The sequence below is a fragment of the Pedobacter sp. GSP4 genome (assembly GCF_051857575.1).
GTDB lineage: Bacteria > Bacteroidota > Bacteroidia > Sphingobacteriales > Sphingobacteriaceae > Pedobacter.
Genome location: NZ_JBPZIR010000007.1, coordinates 16,574 through 33,714, shown reverse-complemented (window position 1 = coordinate 33,714; position 17,141 = coordinate 16,574). Strand labels below are relative to the sequence as shown.

General features: G+C 44.3%; 7 protein-coding genes. 4 read left to right on the top strand and 3 right to left on the bottom strand.

The genetic code is table 11. From position 1 onward, the window contains the following. Positions 1–24: 24 nt before the first annotated feature. The 4 genes from ACS5PU_RS17545 to nhaA all read left to right on the top strand — a co-directional run bounded on the left by ACS5PU_RS17545 (position 25) and on the right by nhaA (position 13,696). Entirely contained in the window at positions 25–645 is a 621-nt protein-coding gene (locus tag ACS5PU_RS17545) for an L-threonylcarbamoyladenylate synthase (protein WP_439460461.1), read from the top strand. A 2,505-nt stretch (positions 646–3,150) separates the two neighbouring features. Beyond that, the gene (locus tag ACS5PU_RS17540; protein ID WP_439460460.1) at positions 3,151–9,432 is read left to right on the top strand and encodes a lamin tail domain-containing protein; all 6,282 of its coding nucleotides are present in this window, start codon (positions 3,151–3,153) and stop codon (positions 9,430–9,432) included. Positions 9,433–9,440: 8 nt separating this feature from the next. After that, the gene (locus ACS5PU_RS17535) at positions 9,441–10,361 is read left to right on the top strand and encodes a PorP/SprF family type IX secretion system membrane protein (protein ID WP_439460459.1); all 921 of its coding nucleotides are present in this window, start codon (positions 9,441–9,443) and stop codon (positions 10,359–10,361) included. A 2,180-nt stretch (positions 10,362–12,541) separates the two neighbouring features. Next, positions 12,542–13,696 (top strand): Na+/H+ antiporter NhaA, encoded by a 1,155-nt coding sequence (gene nhaA, locus ACS5PU_RS17530; RefSeq protein ID WP_439460458.1) that lies wholly within the window; start codon positions 12,542–12,544, stop codon positions 13,694–13,696. A 156-nt stretch (positions 13,697–13,852) separates the two neighbouring features. Here nhaA and ACS5PU_RS17525 read toward each other — a convergent pair whose 3' ends face one another. From ACS5PU_RS17525 to ACS5PU_RS17515, 3 genes are read right to left on the bottom strand one after another with little or no spacing between them, the layout of a single operon-like run. After that, the gene (locus tag ACS5PU_RS17525) at positions 13,853–14,074 is read right to left on the bottom strand and encodes a KTSC domain-containing protein (RefSeq protein ID WP_439460457.1); all 222 of its coding nucleotides are present in this window, start codon (positions 14,072–14,074) and stop codon (positions 13,853–13,855) included. Continuing rightward, positions 14,071–15,852: an ATP-binding protein gene (locus ACS5PU_RS17520; RefSeq protein WP_439460456.1), complete on the bottom strand. Its 1,782-nt coding sequence runs from the start codon at positions 15,850–15,852 to the stop codon at positions 14,071–14,073. The genes ACS5PU_RS17525 and ACS5PU_RS17520 overlap by 4 nt, the downstream gene beginning before the upstream one ends. After that, complete coding sequence (locus ACS5PU_RS17515) at positions 15,839–17,116, bottom strand: SIR2 family protein (RefSeq protein ID WP_439460455.1); 1,278 nt, start codon at positions 17,114–17,116, stop codon at positions 15,839–15,841. Before ACS5PU_RS17515 ends, ACS5PU_RS17520 begins: the two co-directional genes overlap by 14 nt. Positions 17,117–17,141: the final 25 nt, after the last annotated feature.

The window sequence follows — 17,141 nt, the reverse complement described above, 5'->3', positions numbered from 1 at the left end:
CCATTAAATTGTTATTTTTACGCTATGCTTATTAAGATATATCCAGAAAACCCCAACGAAAAAGCCATTGAGCAGGTGGTAGAAGTGCTAAAAAAAGGTGGACTAATCATCTACCCAACAGATACCATTTACGGTTTGGGCTGCGATATTACCAATCCAAAGGCGATCGAAAAAATATGCCGTATCCGTGGAATCAAACCAGAAAAAGCTAATTTCTCGTTCATCTGTCACGATTTAAAACACATATCCGATTATATTAAACCGATTGACAATACGACTTTTAGGGTATTAAAAAAGGCCCTTCCAGGACCTTTCACCTTTATTTTTAACGCCAACAACAACGTACCCAAGCTACTTAGCTCCAACAAAAAAACCGTTGGTATACGTGTGCCCGATAACAACATTGCCCGCTGTATTGTAAAAGAGCTGGGTAACCCCATCCTCTCTACTTCCATAAAAGACGATGATGATGTAATTGAATATTCTACCGATCCCGAATTGATACACGAGAAATACCAAGACCTGGTTGATCTGGTAATTGATGGTGGTTACGGCGATAATGAAGCCTCTACGGTTGTAGATTGTACCACCGGTGAGTTTGAGATTATCCGTGAAGGAAAAGGAGATATTACCGAGTTTTTGTAAGCCCCTCTCCAGCGCCTCCTGAAGAAAGAAATCTCTCCTCGTAGTTGTTCACAATGCCAATGCGCTTAGTTTTGTCCACTGCATTTCACTAATCGTCATTGCGAAGAGGAAAAGACAGCCCGCCCCGCTCCAGGCCTTGATTTATGCCTTTTGAGTTACTGTTTTTATAGGCAAGCATGCTTTCGCTGCGCTCAGGTTTGGTTACCTTTTTATCAAGAAAAAAGTAAGAGCCCCTCCGGGTGTGCAATGGAGAGATGCTGAAATAAATTCAGCATGACGGATTGGGTTTGTCTGCTCCCTGCTATCCGGCATAGGAGATTTTCGCCGGAAAAAGCACGGAAATCTTTACCCTCCCTTTCATCCCCCACTGTCCAAGGCAGGATCAAGCGCGTGCGCAGGAATGCGCGAAAGGAAGCGCCTAGAAACTGCCGCTATAAAGATTTCCGTAGGTTTTTACAAGAAAAGATGCAAGCCTTGATCTTTTGTTTCTTTTCTATCAAGAGAAAAGAAAGAGCCCCCGCGGCGGTGAGCGGAAAAAATAATTAAGAGATGCTGAAATAAATTCAGCATGACGACAGCGATAAAATAACGCGTACACTCTTTCAGCGCCTTGCTATCTGCACCCTGCTACCGGCCTAGCAGATTTTCGCCAGAAAAAGCACGGAAATCTTTACCCTCCCTTTCATCCCCCACTGTCCAAGGCAGGATCAAGTGCGTGCGCAGGAATGTGCGAAAGAAAGCGCCTAGAAACTGCCGCTATAAAGATTTCCGTAGGTTTTTACAAGAATTGCGCAGCAATCTTTTATACCTCTACAAATAACATAATCACGTAAAAAACAGATCCAAGCCTTTTAGTTATGCCTTCTCTGTAGTTGTTTTATAGGTAGGCATGCTTTCGCTGCGCTCAAGTTTCTTTCTTTTCTATCAAGAGAAAAGAAAGAGCCCCCGCGGCGGTGAGCGGAAAAAATAATTAAGAGATGCTGAAATAAATTCAGCATGACGACAGCGATAAAATAACGCGTACACTCTTTCAGCGCCTTGCTATCTGCACCCTGCTACCGGCCTAGCAGATTTTCGCCGGAAAAAGCACGGAAATCTTTACCCTCCCTTTCATCCCCCACTGTCCAAGGCAGGATCAAGCGCATGCGGAAGGAAACGAGCAGAGGGAGCGCCTAGGAACTGCCGCAATTAAGGTTTTCGTAGGTTTTTACAAGAATTGCGCAGCAATCTTTTATACCTCTAAAAATAACATAATCACATAAAAAACGGATCCAAGCCTTTTAGTTATGCCTTCTCTGTAGTTGTTTTATAGGTAGGCATGCTTTCGCTGCGCTCAAGTTTGTTTCTTTTCTATCAAGAGAAAAGTAAGAGTCCCTTCGGCGGCGGTGGACCCGTACCGATTTTTCATCGGTAGCCGAGGCAAGCCTGAGCGTTGGGCAAAGCATAACCAACGCTTGAAGGTTCCCACCTACGCGGGAATGACGGGGTGGTGTGATGGAATGGTTCAATTAATCTCTTTAAATAGATCCTTCGCTGCGCTCAGGATGACAAACGATGGAAAGAAAGCCTTTTCACTTTACAATTGGCATTGTACTATTTGCATCCTGCTATCGGCTCCATGCTATCTGCACCCTGCTACCGGCCTAGCAGATTTTCGCCGGAAAAAGCACGGAAATCTTTACCCTTCCTTTCATTCCCCCACTGTTCAAGGCAGGATCAAGTGCGTGCGCAGGAATGAGCGAAAGGAAGCGCCTAGAAACTGCCGCTATAAAGATTTCCGTAGGTTTTTACAAGAAAAGATGCAAGCCTTGATCTTTTGTTTCTTTTCTATCAAGAGAAAAGAAAGAGCCCCCGCGGCGGTGAGCGGAAAAAATAATTAAGAGATGCTGAAATAAATTCAGCATGACGACAGCGATAAAATAACGCGTACACTCTTTCAGCGCCTTGCTATCTGCACCCTGCTACCGGCCTAGCAGATTTTCGCCGGAAAAAGCACGGAAATCTTTACCCTTCCTTTCATTTCCCCACTGTTCAAGGCAGGATCAAGTGCGTGCGCAGGAATGTGCGAAAGAAAGCGCCTAGAAACTGCCGCTATAAAGATTTCCGTAGGTTTTTACAAGAAACGATGCAAGCCTTGGGTTTTTGTTACTTTTGGGCCAAGCCAACCTGCGAAGCAAGCTTGAAGACCTTTAAAAACATAAACACACCTGAAAAAAGTAAGAGCCCTTCGGCGGCGGTGGACCTGTACCGATTTTTCATCGGTAGCCGAAACAAGCTAAGAGCGCTGGGCAAAGCATAACCAACGCTTTAAGGTTCCCACCTACGCGGGAATGACGGGCTCATTCACTACCCTTACAAAACCCTACAAAAAACCAACCCAACGCCCATACAGCCAAAAAATTATTCCGCGTTATATTTATTTTTCCACAATCGGCCGAATTAACATTAAATTAATCTGATAATAAGGCTTTTGCATATACATTTGCTGTAAACTAACAATATTATATGAAAAGACTTTTACTCGTTACATTTTTGCTAGCTTGCCAAATAGTCCGCGCACAAACGCCTGTGCCAATGGCCAGCCAGCCAGGCAACACTTACACCGAAAATTTTTCAGATATTGCCAATTGGACCAATGGTTTCGCCAGCGGCGCTGGGGCTGCAGCTTTTAAAGCAGTACCTGTTAATGCTTCGGGCACCATACCCGACGGTATAAGGATCAGCACTTCAACCGCTACATTTGCGAGCGGAACAAGTGGTGGCGTTCAAAAAGGAACACAGAATATCCTGCTGTTAAGCACTGGAGCAACCGATAATAGCTCATCTGCAGCCATCGATTTTCTGGTCAACTTTACCGGTGTAAATGCAGGCAGCCTCAGTTTTAAATGGGAGCAGGTTGCCAACTCAACCGGTAACCGCAACGGCTCGCTAAGGGTATACACCTCTACCGATGGTGCAACCTTTACCGAACTCACCGCTGCCCAGGTACTCAATTTCACCAATAACGTAACCAGCTCTGGCAACATCAATATTATCCTGCCAGCAGCACTGAATAATGCAGCCAGTGCAACCATCAGGTTTTATTACCACAATGGCACCGGGGGCACCACAGGCTCTAGGCCAAAAGTTTCGATAGATGACCTGAGCATTACCGCTACTACGGCACTTATACCAGCCTTATCAAACAGCAAAACCACATTGGATTTCGGCACACAGCTCACCAATACAACCTCGGCAGAGCAAACCTATGTACTAAGCTCTTCCAATCTCAACGGCAGCAATGTTACCCTAACTACCGCTGCCCCATATGCCCTGTCAAAAACAAGTGGCGCAGGTTTTAGCAATTCGCTTACCTACACCAATGCCGAACTGGCTACGGGCAGCAATACCGTTTACGTACGCTTCACTCCCACAGCTGCAGGCACATTGGCGGGCAGCATTACTACAGCAGGCGGCGGTGCCACTAGTCCACCAACCATATCCTTAACAGGTGTGGGACAGGCTACTTCCCTTACTGTAGATCAGACCAGTTTCGATTTCGGCTCTCAGAATACAGGTACCAATACCACCGCACAAACTTTTAACCTGAGTGCTACAGGATTAACCGATGTAGTGAATATCACTACTGCGGCACCATTTTACATTTCGAAAGATAACCTTACCTACAGCACTTCCCTGGTGTATACCGCCGCAGAGCTGGCCAGCAGTAAAACGGTTTCGGCACGCTTTAGCCCAACAACCGCTACAGCAGCATCGGGCAGCATCACCATTTCGAGTACAGGCGCAACCACACAGAGCATTGCCTTAACAGGTGTTGGCACCACGCCTCCACCGCCGCCAACCCACATTGTCATCTCCGAAATTTATGGAGGTGGCGGTAACAGCGGGGCAACTTATAAAAATGACTTTATCGAACTTTATAACCCGGGCAATACCCCTGTCGACCTGACCGGCTGGAGCGTACAGTACCTAAACGCCACCGGAACAGGAACCTGGGCCAAAACCGATTTAACAGGCAGCATACCGGCCAAAAGCTTCTACCTCGTTCAGGAGGCTATTGGCGCTGGCGGAACCGTTAACCTGCCCACTCCCGATGCTACCGGGACGTTAGCCCTTTCAGGCACAACCGGAAAAGTAATCTTGAGCAGTTCAAACGTACTGCTAACAGGTGCTAACCCATCAACGGCAGTTGTGGTAGATAAGGTAGGATTCGGTCCAACCGCTACAGGTTTCGAAACTGCGCCTACCCCGCTAATCTCCAACACTACTTCCATCGAGCGTAAAGCCAGTGCCACTTCAACCGCAGCTACGCTGGCTGTTGGCGGTGCCGAAGAATTTAACGGTAACGGTTACGATACCGATAACAACAGTACCGATTTTGTGGTTACCGCACCAAACCCGCAGAACACGGTGGTAAAAGAACCAGTAGGCGCTAACCATGTGGTTATTTCTGAAGTTTATGGCGGTGGCGGCAACAGTGGCGCTACCTATAAAAATGATTTCATCGAACTTTACAACCCTACCTTAACGGCGGTTGACTTAACCGGATGGAGCGTACAGTATGCCAGTGCCACAGGTACAGGAAGCTGGGCCGCAACCAATTTATCAGGTTCCATTGCACCCAAAGGTTTTTACCTCATCCAACAGGCTGCAGGTACCGGAGGCACGGTAGATCTGCCAACCCCGGATAAGATCGGTACCCTGAATTTATCGGGCACCACTGGCAAAGTACTGTTGAGCAATTCTACCGTACTGCAAACCGGAGCCAATCCCGTAAGCGCCAACATTATCGATAAAGTAGGCTTTGGTACCGCCAATGGTTTCGAAGGCACTGCACCAGCACCGGCCACCACCAATACCTCATCTATTGAAAGAAAAGCGAGTGCCACTTCCGATGCCACAACAATGGGCATTGGCGGTACTGAAGAGTTTGCAGGCAACGGCTACGATAGCGATGACAATGCCGCAGATTTTATTACCAGGGTACCCAATCCGCAGAACACTTCGGTAACCGAGCCAGCCTCTACAACCGGCCCATACCTAAGTACCGCACCAAAAACACTGGCTTTCAGTAACCAGGCCGTGAATACCGCATCTGCTTCAAAAAGCTATGTATTAACCGGTGGAAACCTGACCAACACCACTACCCTGAGCACCGCAGCGCCTTATAGCATTTCAAAAGATAATGTTACTTTTTCTACTGCAATAAGCTACACCACAGCCGAACTGGCCAGCAACCAAACCGTGTATGTAAAATTCAGTCCTACAGTGGTAGGCAATTCAACAGGTGCTGTGCTGCATGCAAGTGCAGGTGCAACTTCGGTTTCACTTGCATTAACCGGCCCTGCAGTCGATCCCAACCAAACGGCTTTCAATTTTGAAAACTGTACCACAGTGGGCAGTGCAGCCCTATCCGATGGATTTTACCAGTACAGCGTAACAGGCCCGCAGACCTGGGGATGTACCACTACCTTTGGCCACGATGCAAACGATGCAACAGGCGCAGGCAGTGCGGGCAACGCCCTTCAGATCAACGGTTATTCGAGCGGCAATATCCTCAACGAAGACTGGTTAATTTCGCCGGCGTTGAATATCTCTTCATTTAACTATGCCATTTTATCATTCTGGACAAGGTCTGCCTTTGCCGGAGATAAGTTGCAGTTAAAAATCTCGACCAATTATAGCGGTTCGGGCAATCCTGCATTGGCCACATGGACCAGCTTAGACGGCAAGTTCCCTGAAACGGGTACCGATAAATGGACTAAATCCGATAATATAGATTTATCCGCATACAAAGCAACACCCGTTTATGTAGCCATCGTGTATAATTCTACCACCTCATCGGCCAGCCGTTGGACGGTTGATGATTTTGCGGTAACCAATTCGAACACGCCACCAGCAGTCGATATCACCACCTCACCATCAAGCATCAGCTTTGGTTTCCAGGCTGCCAATACCACATCCGCAGCAAGTACATTTGGCTTCTCGGCAGGTAACTTAACAGGCGACGTAACCCTTACCGCTCCTGCTAATTTTACACTTTCAAAAACAAGCACCGGCACCTTCAGCAGTTCTTTAACCTATGCCAAAGCCGATATCAACAATACCTCGCCAACCGTTTACGCTAAATTTTCGCCAACGGCGGTTAACACCAGTTATGCCGGCAACGTAAGCATTTCTACTTCAGGCTCGGCCAACAAAACCGTAGCCCTTACCGGTAACACGTTCGATATTGCCAATACCCTCGAAGTAGTAAACTGGAACATCGAATGGTTTGGTAGCCCTGCACAAGATCCATCAAACGATGTATTACAGGCAGCCAATGTTAAAACAGTGGTAAACAACATCAATGCCGATATTTATGGCTTTGCAGAAGTTGTAGATACCACCCTTTTCAGAAATACCGTTTTACCTGCCGGATACAATGTAGTGTTCAGCGAATTCGGTTCTTACGCCGATGACAAAGCCGATGCCGACTATCCGCTGGCTCAGAAACTGGCTTTTATGTACCGTACCGATCTAATCAAGCCGATTTCTACCCTGGGGATTTTACGGGATACCTATAATCCGGCTGTTCCTGCCACAAGTGCAGATGGAACGGCTTACAAAAACTGGTCATCAGGCCGTTTCCCTTACATGATGCAGGCGCAGGTAAAAATTAACAACAAGCTCGATACCGTTTATTTTGTCGAAATCCACGCCAAGGCCAACACTGGTACCACAGCCGATCAGATCGACTCTTACAACCGTAGGAAACAGGGCAACAAACAGCTCAAAACCTGGCTCGACAATAACCTGGCAGGAAAGAAAGTGATAATCCTGGGCGATTTTAACGATGTGCTCGATGCCGATAAAACCATCGCTCCAATGCCTGCAGGCACCGGAACATCCTACTCCGATTTCACACAGGATACAGAAAAGTATTTCCCCGTTACCCTTCCTTTAAGTCTGGCCGGGAAACAGTCAACCGCAGGTTTTAACACCGTAATCGATAATGTGATCATTACCAAAAGCCTTAACCTCAACTATATCCCTGCTTCGGCCGAGGTTCTGGATGCCGTTAAAAACCTGGTAACCAATTACAGTTCAACCACAACAGATCACTATCCGATCAAAACCAGGTACCTGTTCGGAAATGGTGCACCAACAGTTGATGCAGTTGCAGATCAGGCTGTTTGTTATACATCAGCAAACCAGTCTATTGCCCTTACCGGAATTTCTGCCGGCCCCGAAACTGCGCAAACCACAACTCTTTCCATTAGCGCTGATAATGCGGCGCTGTTCGATGTGTTAACCGTTGCCGCAAACGGAGCCGATAAAGGAACCATTACCTACCACTTAAAAAACAATGTAAGCGGTGTGGCCAACATCAGCCTTACCGTAACCGATAACGGCGGGACAGATTTTGGCGGAGTAAACAAAATCACCAAAACCTTCAAATTAACCGTTACCGCAACTGCTACCGCAACCATTACAGGTACATCGGCAGTATGCTTAAACGGCGCAGCCCAAACCATTACCTTTACCGGTGCAAATGGTACCGCGCCTTATACCTTTACCTATAACATTAACGGCGGTGCCAACCAAACCCTAAGCACAACCGCAGCAAGCGCATCGGTAACGGTAAGCGCTCCGGCTAACGTAGCGGGTACCTTTGCCTACAACCTGGTAAATGTGAAAGATGCAAACTGCGGTCAGCCACAAACCGGTACCGCTACCATAACCGTTAGAACATTGGCTACGGCAAGCATTTCAGGTTCAACAGCCGTTCCAAACCTGGCTGCTGCACCAAACATCACCTTTACCGGTGCCAACGGAACTGCGCCTTATACCTTCACCTACAACATTAATGGTGGCACCAACCGAACCGTTACCGCTACAGGGAACACGGCCACCGTTGCAGTACCGACCACAACAGTGGGTACTTTTGTTTACAACCTCGTAAGCGTAGCGGATGTAAACTGCAGCCAGGCCCAGACTGGTTCGGCAACCGTGCTGATCCGTCCACTGCCAGTGGCAACCATTTCTGGCACTACATCAGTATGTAATTTGGCGGCGCAGCCAACCATTACTTTCACCGGTTCGGTCGGAACAGCGCCATATACCTTTACCTATACCCTAAACGGAGGCAGCAACCGTACGCTGACCACCAACTCCACTACGGCAACCATCAGCGCACCTACAGGCGCTACCGGTACCTTCACCTATACTTTGGTAAGTGTAGCCGATGCTTATGCCAATCAGTTGCAGAGTGGTACAGCTACGGTAACCGTAAATGCCTTACCCGTAATTTCCATCAGCAGCAATAAAGGCCTTTCAATTTCAAAAGGCGATGCCATTATCCTAACCGCTACCGGCGGTACGCAGTACAGCTGGTCGGGTGCCGAAATCATCAATGGGCAAAATGCAGCTGCAGTAACCATCAGGCCAAAACAGAGCGGCAACTATAAAGTAACCGTTACCAATGCCAACGGTTGTACCAGCGATCAAACCATTGCTGTTACCGTAGCCGAAGATTATAAGTTGGAGGCCAGTACCGTGGTTACCCCTAACGGTGATGGTTACAATGATAAATTCATCATTAAGAACATCGATTATTATCCCAACAACACCTTAAAAATATTCGATAAGGCCGGGCGCGTGCTCTATACCAAACAAACCTATGCCAACGATTGGGACGGTACCATCAACGGAAGTCCGCTCAGCGAAGGAACCTATTACTACATCATCGATTTAGGAAATGGCATTGGCACATTTAAAGGTTTTATCAACATTATTAGAGACTAATTACAGACATGAAAGCAATTACAAAAAACATAAAGCAAATGGGTCGCGTAACGTTTCTATTTGCAATAGGCACCTTATTTTTCAGGTCCGCAAAGGCGCAGATCCTTCCGCTTAACGCGCAGTACTTCCAGAACCGTTACCTGGTTAACCCTTCCATGGCCGGTATCGATCAGGGTTTTAACATCAACGGAAGTTTCCGCAAGCAATGGTCCAACATTCCGGGCGCGCCAATTACCCAGAGCGTAACGCTCGATCAGCAGGTAAACAAAGTAGGCTGGGGTGTAAATATCTACAACGAAAAATCGGGCGGTATACAGCGCACCAAAGCTGTTGGTACCTTTGCCTACCACCTGCCGCTGAACAGCGAAGATCAAAAATTAAACTTCGGGATCTCTTTTGGCGCAAGCCAGGATAAGCTCGATCTAGGCAGCGTAAGGAACAGCGACATCAACGACCCCTCTATTGCCCGCTTTAACGACAGGGGTTATTACCTGGATGGAGATTTTGGTCTATCATACACCTCAAAAGGCTTAACCGTTGAAGGGGCCATCCCGAACATGCGTTCCGTTTTCAGGAAAGACGACCTAAACTTTGCCGATAAGCCCACGTTTTATTCGGCTGTGAGTTATAAATTCGCTTTAGGATCCGGCATCAACGGGATCAGCCTGGAGCCAAAAGGCGTTTTTAGGGGCATTAAAAACTACGATAACCTATGGGATGCCGGTGTAAATGCCAATTTTGCCAACGATAAATTATACCTAATGGCGATGTACCACAATACCCAGAATGCCACCTTCGGCTTCGGCATGAACTATAAATCGACCCTGTATTTCATGGCCTATTACAACACCGCAACTTCGGCCATCAGTGGTTATACCGACGGCGATTTTGAAGTAAACATCCGTGTAAATATTGGCAAGAAACCATAATTACCTTTTTACGTCATGCTGAACTTGTTTCAGCATCTAACAAACGGAAAAACAAACCCAAAGCCACAGACTGCAAAATCTGTGGCTTTGGTATTTTATAGAGCTGACCTCCACTTTAACCCCAATCCGCCTATCGGCACCTTTCCCCTAAAAGAGAAGGGATTATTATAGAGATTAATGCTGCTTGCAATGTGGGTTAGAAAAATCTATTACAACGATCGCCATCTCGACTGTAGCCTACCAATTTATCTACAATGCGCATAAAAATCCAGACGCCATCTCGATCCGATATAGCATGATAGATGCTGAAATAAATTCAGCATGACGACAGTAATAAAACAAAGCGTACCCCCTCTCTACGCTATGCTATTTGCACCCTGCTACCGGCCTAGCAGATTTTCGCCGGAAAAAGCACGGAAATCTTCACCCTACCTTTCATTCCCCACTGTCCAAGGCAGGATCAAGTGCGTGCGCAGGAATGCGCGAAAGGAAGCGCCTAGAAACTGCCGCTATAAAGATTTCCGTAGGTTTTTATTCCATTAATCGTCATTGCGAGGAGGAACGACGAAGCAATCTTTTATGCTAATCGATCATTCCTAGAAAGATTGCTTCCCCGAAAATCGGGGCAGGCTGTCGGCTGAAAAAGCCTTTCCGATGAATCGGAACAGGTCCTCGCAATGACGATTTTGTATAAAAGATCCTTCGACTTCGCTCAGGATGACAGATAACGGTAGGTTAGTTTCTGCACACTGCTATCGGCTCCATACTATCTGCACCCTGCTACCGGCCTACCATATGATGGAAGGAGATCCTTCGACGACGCTCAGGACGTTAAAGCTTTTAGAATCACTCGTATTTACCACAAACAAGGCAGCGCGCTCTCCCCGATTTTTCATCAGCCTGTCCCAAAGATTATTCGGGAGGGCTTGCGCTGCCGTCCTTAAAAGCCTTAACGAATTTATCCGACATCAGATCCAAGCCTTTTAGTTATGCCTTCTCTGTAGTTGTTTTATAGGTAGGCATGCTTTCGCTGCGCTCAAGTTTGTTACTTTTGGGCCAAGCCAACCTGCGAAGCAAGCTTGAAGACCTGTAAAAACATAAACACATCTGAAAAAAAGTAAGAGCCCCTTCGGCGGCGGTAGACCTGTACCGATTTTTCATCGGTAGCCGAGGCAAGCTTGAGCGTTGGGCAAAGCATAACAACGCTTTAAGATTCCCGCCTACGCGGGAATGACGGGTTAGTGTAATGGAGTAGTTTAATTAACCCTTTCAATAAGATCCTTCGCGGCGCTCAGGATGACAAGTTATGGCAGGAGTTTATGCAAGCAGCTTTCAGCTCAATGCTATCTGCACCCTGCTACCGGCATAGGAGATTTTCGCCGGAAAAAGCACGACAACCTTTGCACTGACTTTCATGCCCTTACTGTCCAAGGCAGGATCAAGCGCATGCGGAAGGAAACGAGCAGAGGGAGCGCCTAGGAACTGCCGCAATTAAGGTTTTCGTAGGTTTTTACAAGAAAAGATCCAAGCCTTGATCTTTTGTTTCTTTTCTATCAAGAGAAAAGAAAGAGCCCTTCGGTGGCTAACCGAGGCAAGCTAAGAGCGCTGGAAAAAACATACTAACGCTTTAAAGTCCCCCCCTACGCGGGAATGACGGATTAGTGTAGTAGAATGGTTCAATTAATTCCTTAAAAAAAGATCCTTCGCTACTGCTGTTTAGCATGATAGATGCTGAAATAAATTCAGCATGACGACAGTAATAAAATAAAGCGTACCCTCCTCTACAGCTTGCTATCTGCACCCTGCTACCGGCCTACTATATGATGGAAGGAGATCCTTCGACTACGCTCAGGACGTTAAAGCTTTTAGAACCACTCGTATTTACCACAAACAAGGCCGCGCGTCCTCCCCGATTTTTCATCAGCCTGTCCCAAAGATTATTCGGGAGGGCTTGCGCTGCCGCCCTAAAAGCTTTAACCAATTTATCCGACATCAGATCCAAGCCTTGATTTTTTGGTCCCTTTTTCATCAAGGAAAAAGGACTAGCCCCGGCGGCAATGAGCCGTACCAATATGACTTAATAACTTTCTAAAAGAGATCCTTCGACTACCTCAGATAGCTATCGGACCAGCATGACAAATAATAACAGATAACCTCATAAAATTCCCTACTTTTACCCCATGCCAAAACTGATCAACCTAGAACCTTTCAAAAGATTTTTCCGTTCAGAACAGATAGGCGGATTCCTATTACTCATTTGCGTCGCCATCTCCCTCATCATCGCCAATAGCTCTGCAAAAGACACTTTCATTAACCTGTTAAATACCCAATTGGGCTTCGGCGCTATAAACTACAGCATACTGGCCTGGATAAACGATGCCCTCATGGCCGTTTTCTTCCTCTTGGTAGGCCTAGAAATTAAACGCGAATTAGTAGAAGGCGAATTATCTTCACTCAAAAGCGCCGCTCTGCCCGTAATTGCGGCCTTGGGCGGCATGCTCGTACCCGCATGCCTTTACACCCTCTTTAACCACAACGGAACCGCTGCCGCAGGCTGGGGAATCCCCATGGCTACCGACATTGCCTTTGCCCTCGCCATCATCGCCATGCTGGGCAAAAACGTACCCGCGAGCTTAAAAATCTTTTTGGCCGCACTCGCCATCGTCGACGATCTCGGTGCAATTCTCGTCATTGCTGTTTTTTACACCAACCAAATTCATTTCCAATACCTCGCCATGGCCGGTGGTATATTGGTGTTATTGACCTTAATGAACTACTTCGGCGTAAAGAAACTCGTATTTTACCTCATCCCCGGACTATTCCTCTGGTATTTCATCCACCATTCGGGCATACATGCTACCATTGCAGGCGTATTGCTGGCTTTTACCATCCCAACCAACGAAACCGCTGTCGAATCTCCTTTAGAGAAACTCGAGCACGTGCTTACCACCCCTGTAAATTACATCATCATGCCGGTTTTTGCTCTGGCCAATACCAATATCACCTTTCAAAAAAGCATGCTGGCAGGCTTGGTTTCACCCTTAGGCTTAGGCATTGTACTGGGCTTATTTGCCGGGAAAACCATTGGCGTTAGCCTCTTCAGCTGGTTGGCCGTGAAACTGAAATGGGCCAACTTACCTTCTGGCGCGGGCTGGAAACACATTTTAGGTTTAGGAATGCTGGCTGGGATCGGTTTTACCATGTCTATTTTTATTGCCCTGCTTTCTTTTAGCGAGGCTACGCATGTTGCAGAAGCCAAGTTTGCGATTTTAACCGCTTCGGTTTTATCGGGTATAGCTGGGTTTGTGTTTTTGAAGGCGGTGAAAACTCAGTAGAATGTTTAACCGAAGGGCGCAAAAAAACAGTTATTGAATTGGTTTAGCTAAGAGAGAAAGTAGAGATATTGAAAAATAAATAGAAAAGTAGCTATAAAAGTAAAAGCCCGATCAGAGGTGATTGGGCTTTTACTTTTTACACAATTAAAAATAGATTTATTCAATCCTTTCATAAGGAAACACATTTTTAAAATTCCTATTTAGGTAAGAGCCATGAGAAGGTGCCTCCAATAGATTTTGGAATTCATGTTGAGGAACGCCCTTATAGATGTAAAGGCTTCCGTTTAAAAATCTAACATAGACAATTTGATTTGGTTCATCATAACCAATACTATCAATGTTAGATGAAGTGACTGGGGTCATTTCTGTTGAGCTCATATTTTATAATTTTTATTACGCCAAGATTTTAATAGTTTTTTATATTCATTTTCTGTATTATCAATGGTTTCCAACCATTTTTCAGAAGCTTTGGGGTCTGAACTTTTAGGTGCATTCGCAATTTTAAAGAATTTAACCCGAGAAGGTATTTTTACTGCTTCGCCAGATATTAAAGCCTCGCCAGTTCTCAAGCTTGGCAACAAATCAACCATACTTTGCAATTCATCCTGAACCGCTGAACGTATATGACTTCTATCTCTAGAGTTATTCATCCTAAGAGCAATCATAGTTCCACATTGACTTAATACCGTTTCATCCAATTCTGAAGGTCTTTGAGTAACAAGCAATAATCCTACGCCATATTTCCGACCTTCTTTTGCTATCATTTGCACTGTTCTTGATGAAATTGAATGTTCTCCAGATTTTAAATAACTATGAGCCTCTTCTAAAACAATTAGCAAGGGTTGGTTCTTTCCTCCCACTTTAGTATTAACTCCCCAAAACAATCCATCATAAATAATTTTTAAAAGCGTTCCTGAAATAGAAGACATTATTTCACTTGGAATGCCAGATAAATCTAAAATTGTTATTGGTAGCTTGTTTCCTAGCCAATTCAAGAGCATTGTATCTAGATCTTCTTCTATTATTCCATTTTGATCTGGTGTCAATTTCCCCGGAGAAAATAAAAAGCTATAGCTAATATCGTTTAGTTTGTTGCGCATACTATCCAAAAAACTCAGTAAACCTTTTGCCTTTTGGTTTAAGAACGGAGCACTATTTCCTAAACCAGCTATTGGATATTCATTGGATTTAAGTTTTTCTATATCACCTTCTATAATCTTATCTGTAACTGTTATTCTGTCCGCTCGAAATGTCTTTCTTTCAACATCATCCAACTCAAACCACAATCTTTTTATGCTAAATGGAATTGGTGAGTCAGCCGTAATAGATTCTTTAGCAACCTCTATTTTATTTTCTTCAGCACTTTTAATTTTTGCTTCAACAACTTTTTCCCTTATATATTCTCTGTTTGGATCAGTAAGAGTTCCAGAAAATATATTAATTAGCTCGTTAAAAGATAATGCCCAAAAAGGTATGTGTAATTTATTTTCATCTTGTAAGGAGTTAACTTCTATTACTTTAGAATATTTTGAAAGTGCATCATTATATTCCCCGTGAGGATCGATCACCAAAATTCTCGAACTTGGAAACTCTCTCGCAGCGATAGATTGGAGTAATACGGAAACAGAATTTGATTTACCACTACCAGTTGAGCCGACAATAGCACAATGTCTGGATATTAGTTTATTCAAGTCAATCTTAGCATCTAAGCTTTCTGATACGCTAATATTTCCTACAGTAATCGAATTAGCATCTTCATATCCTCCATAAATTACATCCAAATCATTTATCGTTACAAGATGAACTTTATCACCTGTTGTAGGATATTGAGTTACACCCCGTTCAAATCGTTTCCCAACCTGTTCCCCCGCTAAAACAATATTTATCCATCTGGTATTTTTTAAATGTTCATAATCTTTTGCAACAGCCTCTCTTAGGCTTTCAGGAATTGCAGCAGAGCCGATTTGTGTAACGATACCGTATAGATTAGCATATCCCAATGGAATCCTAACAAAGGAACCGATTTGTCCAACTCGGTAAACCACTCCATCAATAATCGGCATGTTGGATTTGATATTATCAAAAAGCTTCACAGAAATACTATTTCCGCTGATACTATCTATTTCACCGATTTCAGTTATTTTACTTTTTGACATTTGCTCCTAATTTTTTAATCTCGTTATCGCTTACCATAGCATTCAGAAACTTTACAAGCTTACTAAAATCTGGAAGTATAAATTCTCCCATTCCCGTCCATATCTCCTCTCCTTTGGCTTCTGTTTTTTTCTCATCTTTCGGATCAATAGCGGCATCCTCATCAAAGTATAAATCTATATTCACTGAATCTTCTTTTGAAGGCTCAGACTTCAATTTCCAATCTCCGAAACTGCATCCTATTACGGCATTACGTGAAGCATATATAGATATTTTTGGATTATCTAATCCTATCTTTGAGATCTTTGAATCTTCATTAATCCTGTCGAATTTATCAAAAAATAGCCCTATCACATGGGAGGTAGTGTTTGTTTTTAATGCAGAAATTAAACGTGAATTAATATGCTCGTCTCCCCAAGAGTAGCCACAAGTTATTAATATTGCATCGTCCTGTTTTAAAAAATTAGACAACCTATCTAATAAACTTTCATAAGGTTGCTTCTTAGAATCTTTGTACTTTAAAGTAGAAGGGTATATTAAGATATCTTCATCATCGGGACTAACTCGTAATATTTTTTCTGTGTCCTTATCAAAGTGCCATCCCAAGGAACCATGCATTTTCCACAATTTTGTTTGTAATGGCAAAAATCTAAAATCTTCTACAGATTCTGGATTGAAAAATGCCCTTAGACTTCCACAAAAGCCGTCATAATAAGGTACTTCTTTGTGTTCTAATCCAAGTTCAAATAGAAAGTCATAATTCGTAGTAAATATTTCAATCGGAAATTTTCTTTCAGCTTGTCCTATCCAATTAGCAAAATCAGTTTGAACCAACTCTGAAACTATATCTTTTTTTACGATTTGACCTTTGTCTGAATGAACGCTAACTTTTTCGCGGACACATTTCTTTATTAACGAAATGAGAGTTATAAATTCTTCTTTTGTTAATGAATTTAATGTTGATTTACCAATTACATCAAGCTTTAATTCAAGCTTTGATAAAAGTGTCTCAATATTGAAATTATCTGGTTCAAGTTCTTCTTTTACTTCATTTAAAGCTGTTTTAAATTTAGGATTTACTTTCCCTACTTCATCCACAATTTCAGATGTCATTTTTCCTATTGCAGGAACTGTAAGAGATTTATCATTTTTAGAAGCTAAAGAACTCCCAGCACCAAATAAAAAACCAATTTTCTTTTTATCAGAAATCAGAATTTGCTGTATTCCCCTTATGTATTCAGATGGATCGTGTTTTGATTGGTTCATTATATTTATTTGTTATTTATCCTTC